Raw genomic sequence first — 23215 nt, forward strand, 5'->3', positions numbered from 1 at the left:
TCAGGCGGGTGCGGGTCAGGCGGGTGCGGGCACGGGGGGCCGGGCGGCGAGCAGGGCGCGGACGCTGCTCGCGCAGCCCCCGCACCCGGTGGTGGCGCGGGTGGTGGCGCGGACGTCCTCGACGGAGGCGCAGGCCCGCACCGCCCCGGCGCTGACGCCGGCGCACGCGCAGACCTCGGCGTCGTCGGGCAGGTCGGCCGGGCCGGTGGCGGCCGAGCGGGCCTCGGGCAGCAGCAGGTCGCCCGGCTCGTGGGGGCCGAGCACGGTGCCGCGCTCGACGTACTGGGTGAGCAGGCCCACCCGCGCCAGGTCGCCGACGAGGGCGGCGGCGACGATGCGGCCGCCGCGGACGACGAGCTTGCGGTGCGAGCGGGTGATCGGGTTGGTGACGGCGACGACCTCGCCGCCGGCCGCGGCCTCCGCCTCGGGGTCGCCGATGACCGCCACGTCGAGGCCGGTGGCGCGCAGGCGGGCGACCTCCCGGTTGCCGGGGTACGGCGCGACCTCGCCGCCGGTGCGCCGCGCGAGCAGCTGGGCGGCCAGCGCGCCGGCCTGGTCCCACGCGGGCCCGACGAACCCGGAGACGCGCCCGGCGTGCTGCGCGCAGTCGCCGACGGCGTGGACGCGGGGGTCGCTGGTGGTGAGGAGGTCGTCGACGACGACGCCACGGCGCACCTCGAGCCCGGCGCCCCGCGCGAGCGCCACCGACGGGCGGCCACCGGCGGTGAGGACGACGAGGTCGGTGGCGAGCACGTGGCCGTTGTCGAGGCGGACGCCGACGGCGTGCTCGGGCATCGGGGAGGGCACGAGGCCGGTGGCGCGGGCCCCGGCGTACGTCGTGGTGCCCAGCCGCGCGAGGTCGCGGGCCAGGATGCTCGCGCCGCTGCGGTCGAGCTGGCGGCTCAGCACGTGGGGCGCGCCCTCGACGATCTCGGTCACGACGGCGGACCGGCCGGTGCGCGAGCCCTCCTGGCTGCTGAGGGCCCGGGCCACCTGCAGGCCGAGCAGCCCGCCGCCGACGACGACCGCGCGGCGCACCGGGCTGTCGCGGCGGGCCAGCGCGGCGAGGAGGCCGCGGCAGTCGGCCTGCGAGCGGAAGGCGTGCACCGTCGGGTGCAGGGTGCCGTCGGGGCGCACGAGGCCGCGGATCGGCGGGAGCGTCGGGATCGAGCCGGTGGCCAGCACGAGCCGGTCGTAGGGCACGCGGTCGCGGTCGACGAGCACGACCTCGCGGGCGTCGCGGTCGACCTGGGCGACACGGACGCCGGTGCGCAGGACGACGCCGTGCTCGGCGTACCACTCCTCGTCGCGCAGCACCGTGGCCCGCGGGTCGTGGGTGCCCTCGAGCACGGCGGAGAGCAGGATCCGGTTGTACGCCGGCCCCGGCTCCTCGCCGAGCACCGTCAGGCGACCGCCGCCGGTGACCCAACCGCCGGCGACGAGGGTCTCGACGAGGCGCACCGCGGCCATGCCGTGGCCGACGACGACGAGGTGCTCCCCGGCGCTCATGCGCTCACCGCCGCGGCGCAGACCTTGAACTCGGGCATCCGGCTGGCCGGGTCGAGCGCGTCGTTGGTGAGCCGGTTGGCGCCGACCCAGTGGAAGGGGACGAAGACGGTGTCGGGGCGGATCGTCTCCACGACGCGGGCCGGGGCGCGCATCGCGCCGCGCCGGGTGCGGACCGTCAGCAGCTCGCCGTCGGCGGTGCCGAGGCGGCGGGCCAGCTGGGGGTGCAGCTCGACGAACGGGCCGGTGTCGGGCAGGCCGGCGACGCGGCGGGTCTGGGCGCCGGACTGGTACTGGCCCAGGACGCGGCCGGTCGTGAGGTGCAGCGGGAAGTCGGCGCACGGCTGCTCGGCCGCGCCGCGGAACTCGGTGACGAGGAAGCGCGCCCGCCCGTCCGGGTGGCCGAAGCGCTCGGCGAACAGCCGCGGCGTGCCGGGGTGCGGGGCGCCGGCGGTGCCGTCGGGGGCCGCGTCGGTCGCGGGGCAGGGCCAGAAGACGCCGTGCTCGGCGCGGATGCGGTCGTAGGTGATGCCCGAGTAGTCGGCCGGGCCGCCGGCGGAGGCCCGCCCGAGCTCGGCGAAGACCTCCTCGGGGTCGGTCGCGAACGGCACCGGGGAGCCGAGGCGCTCGGCGAGCGCGGCGATCACCTCGAGGTCGGTGCGCACCCCCGCGGGCGGCGTCACGGCGCGCTGGCGCAGCACGACGCGGCCCTCGAGGTTCGTCATCGTGCCCGTCTCCTCCGCCCACTGCGTCACGGGGAGCACGACGTCGGCGATCGCGGCCGTCTCCGACAGCACGAGGTCGGCGACGACGAGGAGGTCGAGGGCGGCGAGGCGCTCGGTGACGTGGGTGGCGTTGGGCGCCGAGACCACGATGTTGGAGCCGTGCACGAGCAGGGCCCGCGGGCCGCCCGGCGTACCCAGGGCCTCGAGCAGCTCGTAGGCCGAGCGGCCCTTGCCGGGCAGGGAGTCGGGGTGGACGCCCCACACCCCGGCGACGTGGGCGCGGGCGGCGGGGTCGGTGATGAGGCGGTAGCCGGGAAGCTGGTCGGCCTTCTGCCCGTGCTCGCGCCCGCCCTGCCCGTTGCCCTGGCCGGTGAGGCAGCCGTAGCCGGCGCCCTCGCGGCCCGGCATGCCGAGCGCGAGCGCCACGTTGATCCAGGCCAGCACCGTGTCGGAGCCCTGGCTGTGCTGCTCCACCCCGCGGGCGGTGAGCACCATGACGCGCCCGCCGCGGGCGGCCGTGGCGATCAGCAGGTCGGCCAGCGCGCGCACCTCGGCGGCGGCGATGCCCGTGACCCGCTCCACCTGCTCGGGCCACCACGAGGTGACGCTGCGGCGCACGGCCTCGAAGCCGCTCGTGCGGGCGGCGACGTAGTCCTCGTCGACCGCACCGGCGGCCACGACGAGGTGGAGCACCCCGAGCGCGAGCGCCAGGTCGGTGCCGGGCACCGGGGCGAGGTGCAGGTCGGCGCGGTCGGCGGTGGGGGTACGGCGGGGGTCGACCACGACGACCCGCCCGCCGCGCTCGCGGAGGCGGTCGAGGTGGCGCGCGGCCGGCGGCGCGGTCTCGGCGAGGTTGGAGCCGGCCAGCACGAGCACGTCGGCGCGCTCGACGTCGGCGAGGGGGAACGGCAGGCCGCGGTCGAGGCCGAGCGCCCGCAGGCCCGCGGAGGCGGCCGAGCTCATGCACCAGCGGCCGTTGTAGTCGATCTGGCTGGTGCCGAGCGCGACGCGGGCGAGCTTGCCGAGCTGGTAGCCCTTCTCGTTCGTCAGCCCGCCGGCCCCGAAGACGGCCACCGCGTCGGGGCCGTCCTCGGCGCGGATCGCGGTGAGCCGGGCGGCGACCAGGTCGAGCGCCTCGTCCCAGGTCGCGGGGCGCAGCTCGCCCCGCGTGCCGTCGGCGGCGCGGTCCCGCACCAGGGGGGTGGTCAGGCGCTCGCGGTGCCCCCGCAGGCCGGCGCTCGTCCAGCCCTTGCGGCACAGCGCGCCCTCGTTCACCGGGAACGACTCCCACGGCCCCACCGTGAGGGAGCGCCCCTCGCGGGTGAGCGTCATGCCGCACTGCAGGGAGCAGTAGGGGCAGTGGGAGGTCGTCACGGGCGGCTCCTCGCGTCGGTGGGGTACGGCGGCGTGCGGCGGCGGGTACCGCGGGGCGGCAGGCTGCGGCCGGGTCAGACGTGCGACGCGGTGCGGCCGCGGCGCAGGTAGACGGCGCAGACCACGACGACGCAGAGCGCGTAGTAGCCGGCGAAGACCATGAAGGCGCCCTTGGTGGCCGTCAGCGGGTCAGCGACCCAGGGGGCGCTGAACGCGAGCGGGATGAGGAAGCCGCCGATCGCGCCGATCGCGCCGATGACGCCCAGGGCGGCCGAGGCCTGCTGGGCCGCGGCCCTCAGCGCGACGGTGCGCTCCGGCGTACCGGCGGGGGTGGCGGCCTCGGCGCCGCGGCGCCAGATGGCGGGGATCATCTTGTACGTCGAGCCGTTGCCGATGCCGGTGCAGGCGAAGAGCACGAGGAAGAAGCCGAGGAAGAGCGGGAAGAGGCTCTCGTTCTCGGTGGCGATCGCCGGGTCGGCGGTCGGGTTCGGGGTGAGCTGGAAGACCGTCCAGAGCACGGCCAGCGTGCTGGCGGCCAGGCCGAGGAACGCGACGAGGGTGATGCGGGCGCCGCCGTACCGGTCGGCCAGCCAGCCGCCGATCGGGCGGGCCACCGAGCCGACGGCCGCGCCGAGGAACGCGAAGTAGGCGAAGTAGATGCCCGTGCCGAGCGGCGCGGGTTCCGGCACCCAGAAGTTGAGCTTGATGAGCAGCGGCATCGCGGCGGAGTAGCCGATGAAGGAGCCGAAGGTGCCGATGTAGAGCACCGACATCACCCAGGTGTGCGGCTCGCGGACCACCCGCAGCTGCTCGCGGGGCTTGGCGACCGCGGTGCCGAGGTTGTCCATCCGCAGCCACGCGGCGAGGGTCGCGACGACGGCGAGGGCGGCGTACACGAGCGCGGCCCGCTCGAGGTGGATCCCGCCCTGCGAGGCCTGCACCAGCCCGAAGAGGCCGGCGCCGCCGACGATGACGGGCAGCAGCAGCTGGATGAGCGCGACGCCGAGGTTGCCGCCCGCGGCGTTGAGGCCGAGCGCGGCTCCCTTGCGCGCGGTCGGGTAGAAGTAGTTGATGTTGGCCATCGAGCTGGCGAAGTTGCCGCCGCCGAAGCCGGCGGTGGCCGCGATGGCGCAGAAGACCCAGTACGGCGTGCCCGCGTGCGTCACCGCCAGCGCGAACCCGAGGGTCGGCACGAGCAGCAGCGCCGCCGACATGATGGTCCAGTTGCGCCCGCCGAACAGGCCCACCGCGAACGTGTAGGGGATGCGCAGCAGGGAGCCGACCAGGTTGGGGATGGCCACGAGCAGGAACAGCTGCTGGGCCGAGAAGGCGAAGCCCATCGCGACCAGGTAGGCCGAGCTCACGCTCCAGATCAGCCAGACCGAGAAGCCGAGGTGCTCGGCGAAGATCGACCACGCGAGGTTGCGGCGGGCCACCGGGCGGCCGGTCTCGGACCAGAACTGCGGGTCCTCGGGGCGCCAGTCGTCGATCCAGCGGCGGGTGCGGCGCTGCGGGCCCGCCGGGGCGTCGGTCGCCGCGGCCGGGCCGGGCGGGGGAGCGGTGATGGTCACGGGGGCCTCCTGGTGGGCCTGCGTGGGCCTGTTCTCGGACTCCTCTGACACTGGGTCGCTCGTGTTACGCCGAGCCGTGCCCGTGTTTCACGGGTGCGTCACTTTTCGCTCACGGCCTCACAAGTCACCGTGGGGTTTCCCCGCTTAGGCGGGGAAACCTGTGGTCTGCGGCCAATGCCTGGGTCGCAGAGCACAGGGTTCGACCGCAGAGTCCGCCGTCGGCCGGGCGTCAGGCGGACCAGCGGCGTCAGGCGGCCCAGCCGCGCAGCGCCGCGTCGAGGGCGTCGAGCGCGCCCGGCCAGGTGGCGGCGGGCGGCGGGTCGCTGTGGTCGAAGGCGCCGGAGAGCTCGAGGTCGACGTACCCGTGCACGACGCTGCCGAGCAGCCGCACGGCGAGCACCTCGGCCTCGGCCGGCAGGTCGTAGCCGCGCAGCACCGCCCGCGTCAGCTCGGCGTGGCGGCGTCCCGCGGCGACCGCCGGGGAGCCGGGCGCCACCCGCAGCCGCGTCGCGGCGTACCGCCCCGGGTGCGCCTGGGCGTAGGAGCGCACGACGTCGGCGTAGGCGACCAGGGCGTCGCGGCCCGCCCGGCCGGCCACCGCGTCGCCCGCCCGGTCCGCCAGCTCGCCCAGCGCGAGGGCGGTGACCGCGGTGCGGATCTCGTCGAGCCCGGCGACGTGGGCGTAGACGCTCGCCGGTCGCACCCCCAGCCGCTCCGCCACCGCGGCCACCCGCAGGGCGCCCAGCCCCTCGGCGTCGACGAGGTCGGCGGCCTCCCGGACCACCCGCTCGGCCGTCACCCCTGCCCGTGCCATGTCGCCTCCTGATGTTAAGCATTTGCCTACGACTCGTAGGAAACCTAGCGTGGTCGTCGTGGAACCGCTCACCGAACCCCAGATCCGCTCCTCCTTCGTCAACTGCACGAAGGGCGAGGCGGCGCGCCTCGGTGTCCCCCGCGACCTCGCCGACCGGCCGTGGGACGACCTCGACTACCTCGGGTGGCGCGACCCGCAGGCGCTGGCGCGGGCCTACCTCGTGACCGTCCACGACGGGGTACGGCGAGGCATCCAGCTCCGCGCTCCGAGCGGGACGGGTGCCCGGCAGCAGGGCATGTGCTCGCTGTGCACGACGGTGCGCTCGGGCGACGTCGCGCTCCTCGTGGCACCCCGTGCCGGCCGCGCGGGCAAGGCCGGGCACACGGTCGGCACCTACATCTGCAGCGACCTGGCCTGCTCCCTGCTGGTGCGGGACAAGCTGGTCTCGGGCGGTCCGCGGACCTACGAGACCCTCACCGTCGAGGAGAAGGTCGAGCGGCTGCGGCGCAACCTCGACGCCTTCGTGGCCCGGGTGCTGCGCCAGGACTGAGCCGCGCCGCCCGCGGTGCCCGACCGGACGCCGGCCGGAAGTCGGCCGGAAGCCGATTTCGTCTCGCCCGGCGCGTCGGCTATTGTTCACTGGTCGCTCGCTGGAGTGAGCGGCATGCGCCCGTAGCTCAACGGATAGAGCATCTGACTACGGATCAGAAGGTTTGGGGTTCGAATCCCTACGGGCGCGCAGCACACGAGAGGCCCCCGACCACACGGTCGGGGGCCTCTCGTGCGTCCGGGGTGTGTCCGGGGCGCGGTCGCCGCCCTCAGGCGGCGACGGGCGCGGCGTCCATCCGGCGACGGCCCCGCAGGGCCGCGGTGCAGCCGATGCTGACGAGCGCGAGCACGGCGAGCATGACGCCGATGGCGATGCTGCCGTAGGCCGCCGCGAGCCCCGGCGCGAGCAGCGGCGGGACCGCGCCGCCGACGACGCCGCCCAGGTTGTAGCCGGCCCCGGCCCCCGTGTAGCGGAACCGCGTCTCGAACAGCTCCGGCAGGTAGGCGCCGACGGGCCCGAACGCGAAGCCGAAGATCGCGAGGGTGACGGTCAGGCCGATCGCGAACGCCACCGGAGCATCCGTGTCGAGCACGGGGAAGAGCGCGAGCGACCAGACGAGCGCGGCGACGCCGGAGGCGATGATGACGGGACGGCGGCCCACCCGGTCGGAGAGGACACCGCCGGCGAGCGTCGCCAGGCCGAGCACGAGGGCGGCGCCGATTCCGACCGACAGGACGTACTGCCGGTCCAGCGCCGCGCCGTCGGGGGCGGTGCCGTAGGCGGTGAGGTACGCCGTACCCATGTAGAAGAAGCCGAACAGCACGCCCATCAGGCCCGCCGACAGCAGGATCTCCCGCGGCTGCGTGCGGATGACGTCGGCGAACGGGGAGCGCCGGGCGACGGGGGCGGTGCCCGCGCGCCGCTGCTCGGCCTTGAAGGCGGGCGTCTCGTCGATGTTGAGCCGGATGTAGAGCCCGACGACGACCATCAGGCCGCTCGCCAGGAACGGCACCCGCCAGCCGTAGGTGAGGAACGCGTCGTCCGTCGTGCCGAGCACCAGGTCGCTGACGAGGAACGTGGCGCTCGACAGGGCGAAGGCGAACGCCGGCCCGAGCTGGGGGAACACCGCGTAGAAGCCCCGCTTGCCCGGTGGTGCGTACTCGGCCGTCAGCAGGTTGGCGCCCGCCCACTCGCCGCCGACCGCCAGGCCCTGCACGAACCGGAGGGCGATGAGCAGCACCGGCGCGAGCACGCCGATGGCGCCCGCGGTCGGCAGCAGGCCGATGGCGACGGTGGCGAGGCCCATCATCAGCAGCGTCGTGACGAGGGTGCCCTTGCGTCCGAGCCGGTCGCCGAAGTGGCCGAAGACGACCGCGCCGAGGGGGCGGGCGACGAAGGCGACCGCGAACGTCGCGAACGACGCGACGGTGCCGGCGGTCGAGCCGAGCGCGGGGAAGAACACGGTCGGGAACACCAGCGCGGCGGCGGTGCCGTAGATGAAGAAGTCGTAGTACTCGATCGTGGTGCCGACGCAGCTGGCGACGGCGACGCGGCGCATCGAGGTCGGGCGCGACGCCCCCGGGCTCGGCGGGGGTGCGGGGACGGTGCGGGCGCTGCCGTCCGGAGAAAGGGCTGACATGGCTCCTCCTGGCGATCCGGCGACCCAGCGTCGCCTGCCGCGGAATGGTTGTGGTCCCGGTCACACGTCGACCACCCCCTGAAGTGGGGGAGCGCCCCACCCCCTCTTTCGGGGGTGGTGACCCACGTCACTCCCCGGCACCCTGTCGCGACGGGGTTCGGTGCAGGAGGTGCCACGTGGAAGCAGTCGGCTCGTCGGCGGTCGCGGCGACCCTCGACCGGGGTCTCGCGCGGGCCCTGCGGGTGACGGGCGTGTCCGTCGGGTTCGGGGGCCTGGTCGACGCCGACCGCCGCCAGTTCGTCATCTCCTCCCTGCGCGGAACGCGCACCAACTCGCTCCACGGTGTGACGGTGCGGGCCGGGGAGGGCCTCGGCGGCAAGGCGCTCGCGATGGCCCGCCCGGCCACCGTCGCGGACTACCACACCGCCCGCGGCATCACGCGGCGCTACGACTACGCCGTGGTGCCCGAGGGGCTCAAGCCCATCGTCAGCCTGCCGGTCGCCCTGCCGGGCGACCCGCCGCTCGCCGTCCTCTACCTCGCCGAGCGGCGGGACGGTGAGTTCGGCGGCCGGCTCCACGACCGCCTGCGGCCGGCGCTCGGGCGGCTCGCCCACGAGCTGCACGTGGAGCTCGAGGTCGCCCGCCGCGTCGGCGAGGCCGGACCGCTGGGGGCCGCGCGGTCCGCGGGCGACGCGGGTGCCGGCGACCGGGCCATGGACCCGGGGCTGCACGCCCGGCTCAGCGCCCTCATGGCGTCGACGACCGACGTCCGCACCCGCGACGAGCTCGCGCGCATCCTGGCCGGGCCGGGCGGCGCGGGGCCCGCCGGGCTCTTCGACGGGCCGGGCGAGGCCGGCGTGCTCACCCCGCGCGAGGCGGACGTCGTGCGGGGCGCGGGCGAGGGTCTCTCGAACGCCCGCATCGCCGCCCGGCTCGGTCTGACCGAGGGCACGGTGAAGTCCTACATGAAGAGCGCCATGGCCAAGCTGGGCGCCGAGAACCGGTTCCACGCCAGCCTCGTCGCGCGGCGCCGGGGTCTCCTGGGCTGAGGCGGCCGCCTCAACCCCGCACGGGCGCCGGCTCGGGAGCAGTGGCGGGCGAGGTGAACTCGCACGCGCAGTCGATCCGGGCGAGCGCCCAGGACGCGGCCACGAGCAGCACCAGCCCCGTCCCGGTGAGCGCCACCGGCAGCGCCGGGCCCACGAGGGCGGAGGCGCCGAGCGCCAGGGCGGCCGCGCCGGCGGCGAGGACGGCCAGCGGCAGGAACCGCAGCCGCACCCACCGCGGCGAGAGCGACCGCACGTGGTGCCCGCCGTACCGCCGCAGGTCCTGGTACGCCGGCTCCGACAGCCGGGGCAGGTGGCCGGGGTCGCTGACCGGCGGGCCGAGCCGGATCCCGTGGGCGGAGCAGAACGCCGCCACCTCGCCCGCCTCGAACGTGCCGGGCACGACGATCGGTGCGCAGCCGGTCGCGGACAGCACGACGCCGCGCGGCCAGCGGTCGCGGGGCACGTCGTACGGGCGCAGGGTCACCCCCGCGACGCCGCCGAGGCCGTGGCGGTCGAACGGGTCGAGGACGAGCACGTCGTCGGACGCCGGGACGACCGCGACGCCGGGCACGTCCACGGGCCGCAGGGCGCCGGAGGGGTGGCGCGCCCCCCACCGGCGCTCGCGCAGCACCCCCAGCAGCACCCCCAGCGGTGGGCCGACGACCGCGCCGAGGAACAGCGACACGAACCCGGCGGCGACCGCCACGACCGAGACCCAGGCCGGGCCGTCCGCGTCGAGCGCGAGCACCACCCACGGCACGACGACGAGCAGGCCCCCGAGCACCACCCCCGCCAGCGCGAGCCTGCGTGCGGGCGAGCGCTCGCGTGAGACGGGCCTGGATCGTGGTCCGACCATGTTCTCCCCCTGGGTGCGGTGACGCCGGCCGCCTACCCGGTGGCGGGCGGGGCGACACCCGCACCTCCGCCTGGTCCCCTCGTCCCCCTGGGCGCCCCTAGGCTGGCCGGACCCGCACCGAGGAGGTCAGTCGTGCCGCTGTTCGAGTTCCAGGGCGTCGCCCCCACCATCGACCCCGACGCGTGGGTCGCGGAGACCGCGACGCTGATCGGCGACGTACGTCTCGGGCCGGGGGTCAGCATCTGGTACGGCGCGGTGCTGCGCGCCGACGTCGGCCCCATCGTCATCGGGGCGGGCACCAACGTGCAGGACAACTCGGTGCTGCACGTGCGCACCGGCGCCCACCTGCACATCGGGGCGTCGAGCACGATCGCCCACGGCTGCATCGTGCACGGACTGTCGATCGGCGACGGCTCGCTCGTCGGCAACGGGAGCGTGCTGCTCGACGACTCCGTCATCGGCTCGGGCGCGTTCGTCGCCGCGGGCTCGCTCGTCACGCCCGGCACCGAGATCCCCGACGGCGCCCTGGCGAAGGGCTCGCCGGCGAAGGTGACCGGCACGGTCGAGCCCGGCAGCACCGCCGCCGGCATCCTCGAGCGCAACGCGCCGGGCTACCGGGAGCTCGCCCGCGCCCACCGCGAGGGCGTCCGCCGGATCGACTGAGCGCTCCAGGGGCGGGGCGAACCTCCACCCCCGCCGCCCGGGCACGGACGGATCCTCCATGGTGGGCCAGGTCACAGCGGGCGCACGATGGGAGGCATGACCGCCACCCCCGCCGGCCAGTCCGTGCTCGCGGAGCTCCGCGCCGCGCTCGCGCCCGACCAGGTGCTCGTCGACCCGGTCTCCACCGAGCCGCTCAGCCACGACCACGCGGAGTGGGCGCCGGTCGGCACGCCGCTGGCCGTGGTGCGCGCCCGGTCCACCGCGGACGTGCAGGCGGTCGTCGCGGCCTGCCACCGCCACGGCGTACCCGTCGTGCCCCGCGGCGCGGGCACCGGCCTGTCGGGCGGCGCCAACGCCGTCGACGGCTGCGTGGTGCTGTCGCTCGCCGCGATGGACGCGGTGCTGGAGGTCAACCCGCTGGAGCGGCTCGCGGTCGTGCAGCCCGGCGTCGTCAACGACGACCTCCGGGCGGCGGTCGCGCCGCAGGGCCTCTGGTACCCGCCCGACCCCGCCAGCTCGCCCTGGTCGACGATCGGCGGCAACGTCGCCACGAACGCCGGCGGCCTGTGCTGCGTGAAGTACGGCGTGACCCGCGACTACGTGCTCGCCCTCGAGGTCGTCACCGGCACCGGCGAGGTGGTGCGCCTCGGGCGGCGTACGGCGAAGGGCGTGGCCGGCTACGACCTCGCCGGCCTCGTCGTGGGCTCGGAGGGCACGCTCGGCATCGTCACCGAGGTGACCGTGCGGCTCAAGCCGCTGCCGCCGGCGTCGATCACCGTGGCCGGCTACTTCTCCTCCGTGGTCGACGCGGGCTCCGCCGTGCGGGCCGTCGCGGCCGCCGGCCTCACGCCCGCGGCGCTCGAGCTCGTCGACCGGCACTGCCTCGAGGCCGTGGACGCGTGGAAGCAGATGGGCCTCTCGGTCGAGGCCGACGCCGTGCTCCTCGCCCGCGTCGACGAGCCCGGCGCGGTCGGCGAGCAGATCGCCGACCGCGTCGTCGACTGCTTCACCGGGGCCGGTGCCACCTGGGCCGACCGCTCGACCGACGAGCAGGAGGCCGAGGCGCTCTTCGAGGCCCGCCGCCTCGCCTACCCGGCGCTCGAGCGGCTCGGACCGGTGCTGACCGAGGACGTCTGCGTCCCCAAGGAGCACGTGCCCGAGATGCTGGCGCGCATCGAGAAGCTGGCCGAGCGCCACGACGTGCGCATCGCCAACATCGCGCACGCCGGCGACGGCAACCTGCACCCCCTCATCATCACGCCGCCCGGCGACGAGGCGGCGCGGGTGCGCGCCCAGGCCGCCTTCGAGGAGATCCTCGACGCGGCGATCGCGCTGGGCGGCACCGTGACCGGCGAGCACGGCGTCGGCATCCTCAAGCGCGGCGGCCTCGAGCGCGAGCTCGACCCGGCCGTGATGGCGATGCACCGCGCCGTGAAGCGGGCGCTCGACCCGCGCCTCATCCTCAACCCGGGCAAGGTCGTCGCCGCGGACGCCGGCGACCCGGCGGACCGGGGGTGAGCGCGCTCGTCGCTCCGGCGTACCGCGCCCACCTGGTCCATGGCGTGGTGCACCTCGGGGTCGGCGGGTTCCACCGCAGCCACCAGGCGGTCTACCTCCACGAGCTGTTCGAGCGCGGCGTCGCCCACGACTGGGGAGTCGTCGGCGTCGGCACGACGGAGCACGACGCGCGCCTGCACGCCGCGCTGCACGCCCAGGACCACCTGTGGACCGTGGAGACGCGGACGCCCACCGGCGCCGAGCACGTCGTCGTCGGCTCCCACCTCGAGCACCTCCTGCTGACCGACCCCGCGGGCGCCGCCGCCGTGCTCGATCGCCTCGTGCGCCCGACCACGCGCTGGGTGACGCTGACCGTCACCGAGGGCGGCTACCCGGTCGACGGCCCGCCGTCGCCCACGCTCGCGGTGCTCGTCGCAGCGCTGCGGCACCGCCGCGCCGCGGGCACGGCACCCTTCGCCGTCGTCTCCTGCGACAACCTCCAGCACAACGGGCAGGTGGCCCGCGCCGCCGTCGTGGCGGCCGCCGAGGCGGCCGACCCCGCCGACCCCGCCGACCCGGACGTGGCGCGCTGGATCGCCGACGAGGTGGCCTTCCCCTCCTCCATGGTCGACCGCATCACCCCCGCGACCACCCCCGACGACGTGGCCCGCATCCGTCGCGCCACCGGCCGCGACGACGCCTGCCCGGTCGTCGCCGAGCCCTTCCGGCAGTGGGTGCTCGAGCACGTGCCGGGCGTGCCCCGGCCCCCGCTCGAGGAGGTCGGCGTGCAGGTCGTCGCCGACGTGGCGCCGTACGAGCTGCTCAAGCTGCGGGTGCTCAACGGCGGCCACCAGGCGCTCGCCTGGGCCGGCCTGCTGCTGGGCCACCGCGCGGTGCACGAGGCCGCGACCGACCCCGACGTCGTCGCGTTCCTGCGCCGCTTCCTCCACGCCGAGGTGCTGCCGACGCTGGACCCCGTGCCGGGCACCGACCCCGCGGCGTACGCCGAGACGGTGCTGGCCCGCTTCGCGCAGGCCGAGCTGCCCGACACCCTCGAGCGGCTCGCCGCCCACTCCGCCGACCGCGTGCCCGGCTTCGTGCTCGCCGCGGCCGCCGGGTCGGTCGTCGCCGGGCGCCCCGTGCCCGTCACCGCGGCCGTGGTCGCGCTGTGGTGGACGACGCTGCGGCGCGCGCACGCGAGCGGTACGCCGACGCTCGTCGCCGCGCCCGACCTCGCCGCCGCGGGGGGTGACGGCGAGGCCCTCGACGCGTTCCTCGCCGACCCCGGCGTGCTCGGCGGCCTCGCCGGCGACCCGCGGTTCGGCGACGAGGTGCGCGCGGCCGAGGCGCTCCTCCGCTCCGGGGGACCCCGTGGGCTGCTGCGCAGCCTCACCGCCGACGACCGGTGGAGGACTTCTCCCTGACCGCGGCGGGGCAGTGGACGGAAGATCCGTTCCAGCCCCCCGCCGGGCGTGGTCCGATGAGTGCGTTGTGACGGCCGTCACCCGGCCGGACCGCCCCCAGCTGCACCCCGGCACCACCCCGCTCGGCCCCGTCCCGCCCCGATCCCACCGAGAGGAGGAGACCGTGCACCTGCTCGTGCTCCGTCGCCTCGCGTGGTCGCTGCCGTCGCTCGGCATCGTCTCCGCGCTGACGTTCGTGCTCGCGTCCCTCACCCCGGGCGACGCCGCCCGGGTCGTCCTGGGCACCAACACCGACCCCGCCGCCTACGACCGCGTGCGGGACCAGCTCGGGCTCGACCAGCCGCTGTGGTCGCAGTACGGCGACTGGCTCGCCGGCGCCTTCCGGGGCGACCTCGGGCAGTCGCTGTTCACGGGCGAGCCGGTGCTCGACATCATCGGGGCGCGGCTCGGTGTCACCCTCACGCTCATCCTGTCCGCGACCCTCCTCGCCGCCGTCGTCGGCGTCACGCTCGGGCTCGTCGGCGCGGTGCGCGGCGGCATTGCCGGCCGCGTCACCGACGGCCTGGCGATGCTGGGCATGGCGGTGCCGACGTTCTGGCTCGGCCTCCTCCTCATCCTGCTCTTCGCCACCCGGCTCGGGTGGTTCCCCGCGACCGGGTTCGTGCCGTTCGGGGTGGACCCCGCGGGCTGGCTGCGCTCGTTCACGCTGCCGGTGCTGGCGCTCTCGGTGGGCGGTGTCGCCACGATCGCCAAGCAGACCCGCGGCGCGGTGCTCGACGCGATGGCCACCGAGCACGTCCGGGCGCTGCGCGCCAACGGCGTGCCGGACCGCCGGATCGTGCTGACCCACTGCCTCAAGAACGCCGCCGTGCCCGTCACCACCGTCGTCGGGCTCGTGATGATCGGGCTCCTCGGCGGCACGATCCTCGTCGAGCAGGTCTTCGCGCTCCCCGGCCTCGGCCAGCTCGCGGTCTCGGCGACGCTGAGCCACGACCTGCCCGTCCTGGTCGGGGTGGTCACCGTCTACACGCTCGTCGTGCTCGGCTCGAACCTGCTGACCGACCTCGGCTACGCCTGGCTCAGCCCCCGTGTGGAGGTCTCCCGATGACCGAGCAGCTCGTCACCCTCCCGGCCGCCGCCCCGGCCGCCGCTCCCCGTCGCCGGCGGCTCTGGGCCCGGGTGCTCCGCCGCCCCGCCGGCGTCCTCTCCCTGGTGTGGATCGCCCTGATGGTGGGCGGCGCCGTGCTCGCCGACGTCGTCGCGCCGTACGGGCCCCTCGAGCAGGACCTCTCCTCGAGCTTCGCCGGCCCCGGCGGCGACCACCTGCTGGGCGCCGACCAGCTGGGCCGCGACGTGCTCAGCCGCATCCTGCACGGCGGCCAGGTCAGCCTCCTCGCCGTGGCCCAGGCGGTCGTGGTCTTCGTGGTCGTCGGCACGCTGACCGGTCTCGTGGCCGGCTACCGCGGCGGCCGCACCGACCGCTTCCTCATGTGGGTGTGCGACGTCATGCTCGCGATCCCGCTGGTCGTGACGCTCCTCGTCGTGCTCGCGGTGTTCAGCCGCAACGAGACCGCCGCGATGCTGACCTTCGGCTTCCTCGCCTCCGCCGGCCTCGGCCGGGTGGTGCGGGCGGCAGCGATGACCGTGCGCACCGACGACTACGTGCTGGCCGCCGAGGTCGCCGGCCTGCGCGCCCACCAGGTCGTCGTGCGCCACGTGCTGCCCCGCGTGCTCCCGCCCGTGCTGGTGCAGGCCTCGTTGCTCGCCTGCTCCGCGCTGCTGGTGGAGTCCGGCATCAACTACCTCGGCCTCGGTGTGCAGCCCCCGACCCCGAGCTGGGGCGGCCTCGTCACCGACGCCTCGGCCGCCATCACCAGCCACCCGTGGCTGCTCGTGCCCAGCGGCGGCGTCATCGTGCTGACCGCCCTGGCCTTCGGCGTGCTCGGCGACGTCGTCCGCGACGTCAGCGCCGACCGCAGCGCCACGGCGCCCAGCTCGTGGCGCCAGCTGCGGACCCGCGTGCGCCGCACCACCCCGGCGGGCGCCGCCGCGACCCCGGCCGGCCCGGCCACCCCCGCCTCCCCGGACGCTCCCGCCTCCCCGGAGGCTCCCGGCGACGCCGTCCTCGAGCTGCGCGGCCTCCGGGTGCTGCACCAGGGCACGGCGCTCGTGGACGACGTCGACCTGCGGGTGCTGCCCGGCGAGGTCGTCGGCCTGGTCGGCGAGTCCGGCTGCGGCAAGACCCTCACGCTCTCGGCCCTGCTGCGGCTGCTGCCGCCCGGCCTCGTGCTGGAGGCGGAGCGCCTCGAGGTCGACGGCGCCGACGCGCTCGACCTGCCCGAGCGCCGCATGGCCGCGTTGCGCGGCACGGCCGTCGCCTTCGTCCCCCAGGAGCCCGTCGCCGGCCTCGACCCGTCCTTCACGGTCCGGGCCCAGCTGCGCGAGGTCGTGCGGCTGCGCGACGGCGGCGGCCGGGCCGCGACCGACGCCCGGGTGCGGGAGCTGCTCGAGCAGGTCCAGCTCCCCGACGCCGACCGGGTGCTCGCGGCGTACCCCCACGAGCTCTCCGGCGGCATGGCCCAGCGGGTCGCGATCGCCCGCGCCCTCGCCGGCCGTCCCCGGGTGCTGCTGGCCGACGAGCCCACCACGGCGCTGGACGTCACCGTGCAGGCCGAGATCCTCGCCCTGCTCCGCGACCTGCGCGAGCGCACCGGGCTCGCGATCGTCATCGTCACCCACGACTGGGGCGTCGTCGCCGAGCTGTGCGACCGGGCGGTCGTGATGTACGCCGGCCGCGTCGTCGAGGAGGGCACGGTGCTCGACCTCTTCGACCACCCCGCGCACCCCTACACGGGCGCGCTGATGGCGGCGAACCCGACGGGCGCCCGGTTCCGCGAGCGCCTCCGCTCGATCCCCGGCCAGGTGCCGTCGCCGCAGGAGCGGTCGTCGGCCTGCGCGTTCGCCGACCGCTGCGAGCGCCGCCAGGACGACTGCACGGCCACGCCGGTCCCGCTGGTGCTCCTCGGGGCGCCCCGGGGAGGGCCCGCGCGCAGCGTCCGCTGCCTGCACCCCGTCGGGCGCCCGGACCCGGGTGCCACCTCCCCCGACCAGAAGGGCGCGTACGCCGATGCCGCTCGTTGAGATCGACGACCTCTCGGTCGTGTACGGCGGGCGCCGCCGCACCGGGAAGGCGGCGCTGGACGGGGTGAGCCTCGACCTGCGCCGGGGCGAGACCCTCGGGCTCGTGGGGGAGTCCGGCTCGGGCAAGACCACCCTCGGTCGCGCCGTGCTCGGGCTCGTGCCCGTCACCGGGGGCACCATCCGGTTCGACGGCCAGGACATCACCCGGGCCGACCGCCGGACCCGGCGGGCGCTCAGCCAGCGGATCCAGGTCGTGTTCCAGAACCCGTACCTCTCGCTCAACCCCCAGCGCACGGTGCTGCAGTCGGTGATGGAGACGCTGACCAGCAGCCCCGAGGTGTCCCGCGACGAGGCCCGCGCCCGCAGCATCGAGATGCTCGAGCGCGTCGGGGTCCCGCCGGCCGCGGTCGAGCGCTACCCGGGGGCCTTCTCGGGCGGGCAGCGCCAGCGCATCGCCATCGCGCGGGCCCTCGTCCCGCGCCCCGACGTGGTCGTGTGCGACGAGGCCGTCAGCGCCCTCGACCTCTCGATCCAGGCGCAGGTGCTCAACCTGCTCGTGGACCTGCAGGACGAGCTCGGGCTCACCTACCTCTTCATCACCCACGACCTCGCCGTGGTGCGGCACCTGTGCCACCGCGTCGCGGTCCTGCGGCGCGGCGAGCTCGTGGAGACCGGCGACACCGCCGCCGTCTGCGCCGCGCCCGCGCACGACTACACCCGCGCGCTCCTGGCCTCGGCGCCCGTCGCCGACCCCCGGGCCCACCACCTCGTCCCCCCAGCCCCTGCAGTCACCGCAGTCCCCGCCGCCCGGCTCGCCTGAGCCGGCCCCTCCCGCCCGCGTCCCCCTCGTCACCACCCGACCCACCCGAGGAGCCACCATGTCCGCACCCACCCGTCGTACCCGCCGTCGCTGGCGCGTCGCCTGCTCGACCGTCGCCCTGACGCTCGGCGCCTCCCTGCTCGCCGCGTGCGGCGGCGGTGGCTCCGGCGGCTCGGCGAGCGCCACGGACACGCTGACGATCGCGCTGCCGCTCAAGCCGCAGAGCCTCGACCCGGGCAAGAACGGCAACGGCGGGCAGAACATCGTGCAGTGGCTGTCCTACGAGCCGCTGATCCGCCTCAACAGCGACGGCACCTTCAGCCCCGGCCTCGCGACCGAGTGGGGGTACGTCGGGGAGGGCAACCAGGCCTTCGAGATGACGATCCGCACCGAGGCGGAGTTCGCCGACGGCACGCCGGTCACCGCGCAGTCGGTGGTCGACACGATCAACCACTACGTCGCCAACCCGGGCCCGCTCAGCCACTTCCTCACCGGGGTCGACGGCGCGGAGGTCAAGGACGAGCAGACCGTCGCGGTCAACCTGTCCGCGCCCAACCCGATCCTCCCGGTCGTCTTCAGCCAGTCGTCGAACTGGGGCAACGTCATCAGCCCGGCGGGGCTGGCCAACCCGGAGAAGCTGACGTCGGAGACCTTCGGTGCCGGTGCCTACGTCATGGACACCGCGCAGACCGTCGACGGCGACCACTACACGTTCGTGCCGAACGAGAACTACTGGAACCCCGAGGCGATCCACTGGGAGAAGGTCGTCGTGCGGGTGCTGCCCGACACCAACGCCGCGCTCCAGGCCCTGCAGAGCGGCCAGGTCCAGGTCGACATGAACACCACGGCCGAGGTCGTCGAGCAGGCCCGCCAGGCCGCGGGCGTCGAGGTGGCCGAGGGTCCGGGCGCCGTGCAGGCCATGTTCCTCATGGACCGTGCCGGCGAGGTCACCGAGCCCCTCGGCGACGTCCGGGTGCGCCAGGCGCTCAACCACGCCGTCGACCGCGAGTCGATCGCGACCGCCCTCGGTGGCGACTACACCCCGACGGCGCAGATCGCGCCCGTCGGCACCGACGCGCACGACGAGAGCCTCGAGTCGACCTACGAGTACGACCCCGACCGGGCCCGCGAGCTGCTCGCGGACGCCGGCTACGCCGACGGCTTCGAGATCGACGCGCTCTCCATCAGCCTCTTCCAGACCGACACGCTGGCCCAGGCGGTCGCCTCCCAGCTCGCCGAGGTGGGCGTGACGCTGAACATCAAGAGCGAGGGCGCCGACATCAACCAGCTCATCTCCGACATGGCGACCCGTGAGTACGCCGCGGTGTTCTTCAACGCGGGCACGAACATGTTCACCAACGCGCTGCAGAACTTCGCCTCGCCGGCCTCCCCGCTCAACCCGTTCGCCAGCCAGGGCGAGGAGGTCATGGGCGCCTTCGACGCCCTGGCCGTCGCCCCCGAGGACGAGGTGGAGGACGCCGCGGTGGAGCTCAACCGCGCCGTGGTCGAGCAGGCCTGGTTCGTGCCGTTGATCCAGAGCTCGTCGTACGTGTTCACCCGCGGCCTGGAGGACGTCGGCACCGTCGGCAACGCGGGCGCGCTCGACGTGCTGTCCTGGACGCCCGCGTCCTGACCCGCGGCACCGCCGTACCGCTCCACCCGCCGCAGCCCCGTCGCAGCCCCCGCAGGAGGACCACCGTGACCACCACCATCCGCACGTCCGACGGAGTGCGTCTGCACCACACCGACTCCGGGCCGGCGTCGGCCCCCGGTGGTGCCACGGTGGTCCTCGTGGCGGGCTACATGGCCTCCGCGGCGACGTGGGCGTTGCAGGTCGACGCCCTCGTCGCCGCGGGGCACCGCGTCGTGTGCCTCGACCGGCGCAACCACGGCCTCTCCGACTTCCCCGACCACGGGCAGCGGATGGGCCGCCACGGCCAGGACCTCCACGAGGCGCTCGAGCAGCTCGAGATCAGCGACGCCGTGCTCGTCGGCGGCTCCCAGGGCGCCAGCACGATCTGGGCGGCGCTCGACCTGCACGGCACCGCGCGGGCGCGGGCCGTGGTCAGCATCGACCAGACCCCGCGGATGCTCAACGGCGACGGCTGGGACCTCGGGTTCTACGGCTACGAGCGGGCCGACGCGGCGACGTACTTCGCGGAGTCGATCCCGCAGACCGGTCGCGGCGCCGGGCCGGAGCGCACCCTCGCCACCCTCCAGGTGCTCGCCGCGCGGGTCGGCGGCGACCCGGCGGAGGCGATCGCCACCCTCATGCCGGGCCTGCACCCGACCACCCTGCCGCTGCTGCAGGACCACGCGCTGCAGGACTGGCGCGACGTCGTGGCCCGCACCGCCGTGCCCGTGCTCGTGGTGGCCGGGCGGGACAGCCAGTACTGGCCCGCCGAGCACGCCGCGGCGACCGCCGCCCTCGCGCCGCAGGGGCGGGCGGTCGTGCTGGAGGACTGCGGCCACGCCGCCAACTTCGACCAGCCGGAGCGGTTCAACGAGGCCCTCGTCGAGTTCGTCGCCGGGCTGCCGACGTGACGACGCAGCAGGAGGGTCGTGCGGCGGCCGAGGTGGCGCCGACGGTGCCCGCCGTCGACCCCGAGGTGCTCGCCGGGCTCACCGCGGCGTTCACGGCGCTCGCCGACGCGCTGCCCCCGACCCCGCCCGACCAGGTCGACGTCGCCTCCCTGCGGGCCGGCGCGGCACCCTCGTTCCGCCACTACGGCAGCCTGATCCCGGCCCGTGACGACGTCACGGTGACGGAGTACGACGTGCTGCGCGACGACGGCACCGTGCTCTCCCTGCGCTGGTACGCCCCGCACGACGCCGCGCCCGCGCCGACCCCGGGACGCACCGCTGCCGCGGTGTTCGTGCACGGCGGCGGGCAGGTCGCGGCCGACCTCGACGACTACGACCCGGTCGTGCGCCGCTACGCCGGCGAGAGCGGCGTGCCGCTGCTGGCGGTCGAGTACCGCCTGGCCCCGGAGCACCCGGCCCCCGCGGCGCAGCAGGACTGCCTGGCCGCGCTCGCCTTCCTCCACGCGCGCGCCGACGAGCTCGGCGTCGACCCGGACGCGGTCGGCGTCATGGGCGACTCGGGCGGCGGGGGGATCGCCGCCGCCACCGCCCTGGCGTGGCGCGACCAGGGCCGCCGGCCCCTCGCGGGCCAGGTGCTCGCCTACCCGATGCTCGACGACCGCACGCGGGAGCCCGACCCCGCGCTCGGGCCGGTCGTCACCTGGACCCACGTCGCCAACGGCCGCGCCTGGGACGCCGTGCTCGGCGGCGCGGAGGCCGGCCCCGACGGGTACGTCGCGCCCGCCCGCGCGAGCGACCTCGCCGGGCTGCCCCCGACGTACCTCGACACCGGCGACCTCGACCTCTTCCGCGCCGAGGTGCTGGCGTTCGGCGCCCGGCTCGCGGCCGCCGGGGTGCCGCTCGAGCTGCACGTCGTGCCCGGCGCGGTGCACGCCTTCGACGTCGTCGCGCCCCGCGCGGCCGTCTCCCGCCAGGTGCACGCCACGCGGTACGCCGCGCTGCGCCGCCTCGCGCGCGGCCGACGGGCCTGAAGCCGAGGAACGGGCGGGAGCAGACGGTGGGAGGCACCATGGGCCCCATGACGTCCTGGCTCGGCCTGCTCGCGGACGACGGCTCGGCCGAGGCGCTGCGCGCCCACCGCTCCGCGCTGCTGGCGGACGCCGGGGAGGACGAGCGCGCCCGCATCGAGGCCGAGGCCGAGGAGGCCGAGGTCCTGCGCCGGCTGCTGGCCGAGCGCCGGCAGGCCGCCCGGGAGCTCGCGGTGCTCAACGACCTCGCGCGCCGCCTCGCCCACCTGCGCGACACCTCCGAGGTGCTGCAGGAGGTCGCGGCCCAGGCGCGCCGCCTGCTCGGCGTCGACGTCGCCTACATCATGCTGCGGTTCGAGGAGACCGACCTGCGCATCGAGGTCGCCGACGGGTCGATGGGCAGCGCGCTGCGCGGCGTCGTGCTGCGCGACGGCGAGGGCATCGGCGGCATGGTGCTGCGCGGCGGGAGCCCCATGTGGACCGAGGCCTACCTCGAGGACGACCGGCTGCGCCGCGTCAGCACCGCCGACGCGGTGGCGGTGAGCGAGCAGCTCGGCGGCATCCTCGGCGTCCCGCTGCGCGTCGGGGAGGACACCATCGGCGTGCTCCTCGCAGCCGACCGGCGGCCCCGCCGGTTCTCCGAGCACGAGGTCGAGCTGCTGGCCGGCCTCGCCTCCCACGCCGCCATCGCGCTGCGCAACGCCGCGCTCTTCGAGCAGGTGCAGGCGGCCGTCGAGGAGCAGCGGGTCGTCAACGACGCGCTGCGGCGCACGAGCGCGGAGCGGCAGCGCGCCACCGACCTGCGGGCCGACCTCACCGACGTCGTCATCCGCGGCGGGGGCCTCGTCGAGGTCGCGGCCGCCATCGGCCGGGCGGTCGGGGTCGACGTGCGGGTGCTCGTCGCCGACGGGCGGGTCGCCGACGCCGCGGGGGAGCGGCCCGGCCCGGACGCCGAGGTGGCCGCCGTCGTCGGCGCCGTGCCCGACGCCGCCTGGTTCGCCGGGGGCGGGGGCCGCACGCGCCGCGCCGAGGCCGACGGCCGCCACCTCGCGCTCACACCGGTGACGCTCCGCGACGGGTACGCCGGCTGCGTCGTCGCCGCCGGAGCGTCCCCGGTCGACGAGCAGCAGGTGCGGCTCCTGGAGATCGGTGCCACCTCGGTCGCGCTGGTGGTGTCGTCGGAGCGCACCGTCGCCGAGGCCGAGCTGCGCACCCGCGGCGAGCTGGTCAGCGCGCTCCTGGCCCCCGACGCCGACGACGCCAGCATCCGGCGGCGTGCGCGGGCGGCCGGCATCGCCCTGGACGCGGTCACCGCCGTGGTCGTGCTCGACGCGGGCGTACGCGACCACGGGCCCGCCGTACGTCTCGCCACGCGGCTCGCCGCCGCGACCGGCGGCTGGTCGGCCGAGCACGCCGGCCACGCCGTGGTGCTCGTGCCGCGGATCGGGCCGGCGGAGGCCCGGACCCGGCTGCTGGCCCTCGTGGAGGACGCGCCCCCGGCCGCGGTCGGCGTCGCCCCCTGCGGTGGCGGAGGGGCGGCGATCCGGGCGGCCCACGAGGAGGCCCGCCAGACCGCGACGCTGCTGCTCGCGCTCGGCCGGGAGTCCGCCGTGGCCCAGCCGGCCGAGCTCGGGGTCTACCGGTCGCTGTTCAGCCGGGCGGGACGGGGCGAGATCGGCGCCTTCGTCGAGGCGACCGTCGGTCCGGTGCTGCGCCACGACGCCGAGCGCGGGCGGGACCTGACAGGCACGCTCGAGGCGTTCCTGCGCCTGGCCCAGCACCACGCCCGCACCTGCGCCGAGCTGCACGTGCACGCCAACACGCTCTACCAGCGGCTCGACCGCCTCGCCGAGGTGCTCGGCCCCGACTGGCGCGACCCCGAGCGGGTGCTGGAGATCCAGCTCGCGCTGAAGCTGCGCCGGCTGATGGACGACGTGCCGCTGGCGTGAGCCGGCCCGGTGGTCGGGGTGGGTTGCTCCGGCAACCCCTCGAAACCACGCTCGGCAGCTCCCGG

The 23215-nt window shown here is 76.0% G+C and carries 18 protein-coding genes and 1 tRNA gene; 13 read left to right on the forward strand and 6 right to left on the reverse strand.

What is annotated here, in order from left to right:
* Positions 1 to 15: 15 nt before the first annotated feature.
* From ACOACO_RS04070 to ACOACO_RS04085, 4 genes are all read right to left on the reverse strand, one after another.
* Positions 16 to 1509 (reverse strand): FAD-dependent oxidoreductase, encoded by a 1494-nt coding sequence (locus tag ACOACO_RS04070; protein WP_420294971.1) that lies wholly within the window; start codon positions 1507 to 1509, stop codon positions 16 to 18.
* Positions 1506 to 3605, reverse strand: coding sequence for a molybdopterin oxidoreductase family protein (locus tag ACOACO_RS04075; RefSeq protein ID WP_420294972.1), 2100 nt, complete (start codon positions 3603 to 3605; stop codon positions 1506 to 1508). Before ACOACO_RS04075 ends, ACOACO_RS04070 begins: the two co-directional genes overlap by 4 nt.
* 74 nt (positions 3606 to 3679) lie before the next feature.
* Positions 3680 to 5176, reverse strand: coding sequence for an MFS transporter (locus ACOACO_RS04080; RefSeq protein ID WP_420294973.1), 1497 nt, complete (start codon positions 5174 to 5176; stop codon positions 3680 to 3682).
* A gap of 247 nt (positions 5177 to 5423) precedes the next feature.
* Positions 5424 to 5990 carry a TetR/AcrR family transcriptional regulator gene (locus ACOACO_RS04085; RefSeq protein WP_420294974.1) on the reverse strand — a complete coding sequence of 189 codons (567 nt, stop codon included), beginning with the start codon at positions 5988 to 5990 and terminating at the stop codon, positions 5424 to 5426.
* A gap of 58 nt (positions 5991 to 6048) precedes the next feature.
* On the opposite strand from ACOACO_RS04085, the gene ACOACO_RS04090 reads away from it, so the two are divergent.
* Together ACOACO_RS04090 and ACOACO_RS04095 are read left to right on the forward strand one after the other, a co-directional pair.
* The gene (locus ACOACO_RS04090; RefSeq protein WP_420294975.1) at positions 6049 to 6540 is read left to right on the forward strand and encodes an FBP domain-containing protein; all 492 of its coding nucleotides are present in this window, start codon (positions 6049 to 6051) and stop codon (positions 6538 to 6540) included.
* 116 nt (positions 6541 to 6656) lie between these two features.
* Positions 6657 to 6729 (forward strand) — tRNA-Arg (locus ACOACO_RS04095).
* A gap of 79 nt (positions 6730 to 6808) precedes the next feature.
* Here ACOACO_RS04095 and ACOACO_RS04100 read toward each other — a convergent pair.
* Complete coding sequence (locus ACOACO_RS04100; protein WP_420294976.1) at positions 6809 to 8179, reverse strand: MFS transporter; 1371 nt, start codon at positions 8177 to 8179, stop codon at positions 6809 to 6811.
* A 176-nt stretch (positions 8180 to 8355) separates the two neighbouring features.
* Between ACOACO_RS04100 and ACOACO_RS04105 the strand changes: the two genes are divergently transcribed.
* Positions 8356 to 9228 (forward strand): LuxR C-terminal-related transcriptional regulator, encoded by an 873-nt coding sequence (locus ACOACO_RS04105; protein WP_420294977.1) that lies wholly within the window; start codon positions 8356 to 8358, stop codon positions 9226 to 9228.
* A gap of 10 nt (positions 9229 to 9238) precedes the next feature.
* On the opposite strand, the gene ACOACO_RS04110 is transcribed toward ACOACO_RS04105, so the two are convergent.
* On the reverse strand, positions 9239 to 10015 hold the full coding sequence (locus ACOACO_RS04110; protein ID WP_420294978.1) for a hypothetical protein: 777 nt from the start codon (positions 10013 to 10015) through the stop codon (positions 9239 to 9241).
* A gap of 201 nt (positions 10016 to 10216) precedes the next feature.
* Between ACOACO_RS04110 and ACOACO_RS04115 the strand changes: the two genes are divergently transcribed.
* The 10 genes from ACOACO_RS04115 (at position 10217) to ACOACO_RS04160 (ending at position 23150) form a co-directional block, all read left to right on the forward strand.
* On the forward strand, positions 10217 to 10747 hold the full coding sequence (locus ACOACO_RS04115; protein WP_420294979.1) for a gamma carbonic anhydrase family protein: 531 nt from the start codon (positions 10217 to 10219) through the stop codon (positions 10745 to 10747).
* A 96-nt stretch (positions 10748 to 10843) separates the two neighbouring features.
* Positions 10844 to 12265 (forward strand): FAD-binding oxidoreductase, encoded by a 1422-nt coding sequence (locus ACOACO_RS04120; RefSeq protein ID WP_420294980.1) that lies wholly within the window; start codon positions 10844 to 10846, stop codon positions 12263 to 12265.
* The gene (locus ACOACO_RS04125) at positions 12262 to 13668 is read left to right on the forward strand and encodes a mannitol dehydrogenase family protein (protein WP_420294981.1); all 1407 of its coding nucleotides are present in this window, start codon (positions 12262 to 12264) and stop codon (positions 13666 to 13668) included. The genes ACOACO_RS04120 and ACOACO_RS04125 overlap by 4 nt, the downstream gene beginning before the upstream one ends.
* Before the next feature lie 67 nt (positions 13669 to 13735).
* Positions 13736 to 14776 (forward strand): ABC transporter permease, encoded by a 1041-nt coding sequence (locus ACOACO_RS04130; protein WP_420294982.1) that lies wholly within the window; start codon positions 13736 to 13738, stop codon positions 14774 to 14776.
* Positions 14773 to 16809 carry a dipeptide/oligopeptide/nickel ABC transporter permease/ATP-binding protein gene (locus ACOACO_RS04135; RefSeq protein WP_420294983.1) on the forward strand — a complete coding sequence of 679 codons (2037 nt, stop codon included), beginning with the start codon at positions 14773 to 14775 and terminating at the stop codon, positions 16807 to 16809. Before ACOACO_RS04130 ends, ACOACO_RS04135 begins: the two co-directional genes overlap by 4 nt.
* Positions 16796 to 17629, forward strand: coding sequence for an ATP-binding cassette domain-containing protein (locus ACOACO_RS04140; RefSeq protein WP_420294984.1), 834 nt, complete (start codon positions 16796 to 16798; stop codon positions 17627 to 17629). Before ACOACO_RS04135 ends, ACOACO_RS04140 begins: the two co-directional genes overlap by 14 nt.
* A gap of 58 nt (positions 17630 to 17687) precedes the next feature.
* Positions 17688 to 19262 carry an ABC transporter substrate-binding protein gene (locus ACOACO_RS04145; protein WP_420294985.1) on the forward strand — a complete coding sequence of 525 codons (1575 nt, stop codon included), beginning with the start codon at positions 17688 to 17690 and terminating at the stop codon, positions 19260 to 19262.
* A gap of 65 nt (positions 19263 to 19327) precedes the next feature.
* The gene (locus ACOACO_RS04150) at positions 19328 to 20173 is read left to right on the forward strand and encodes an alpha/beta fold hydrolase (protein WP_420294986.1); all 846 of its coding nucleotides are present in this window, start codon (positions 19328 to 19330) and stop codon (positions 20171 to 20173) included.
* On the forward strand, positions 20170 to 21204 hold the full coding sequence (locus tag ACOACO_RS04155; protein WP_420294987.1) for an alpha/beta hydrolase fold domain-containing protein: 1035 nt from the start codon (positions 20170 to 20172) through the stop codon (positions 21202 to 21204). Before ACOACO_RS04150 ends, ACOACO_RS04155 begins: the two co-directional genes overlap by 4 nt.
* 47 nt (positions 21205 to 21251) lie before the next feature.
* The gene (locus ACOACO_RS04160) at positions 21252 to 23150 is read left to right on the forward strand and encodes a helix-turn-helix domain-containing protein (RefSeq protein ID WP_420294988.1); all 1899 of its coding nucleotides are present in this window, start codon (positions 21252 to 21254) and stop codon (positions 23148 to 23150) included.
* The last annotated feature ends 65 nt before the right edge of the window (positions 23151 to 23215 follow it).

It is taken from the genome of Nocardioides sp. CPCC 205120 (genome assembly GCF_048654585.1).
Taxonomy (GTDB): domain Bacteria; phylum Actinomycetota; class Actinomycetes; order Propionibacteriales; family Nocardioidaceae; genus Nocardioides.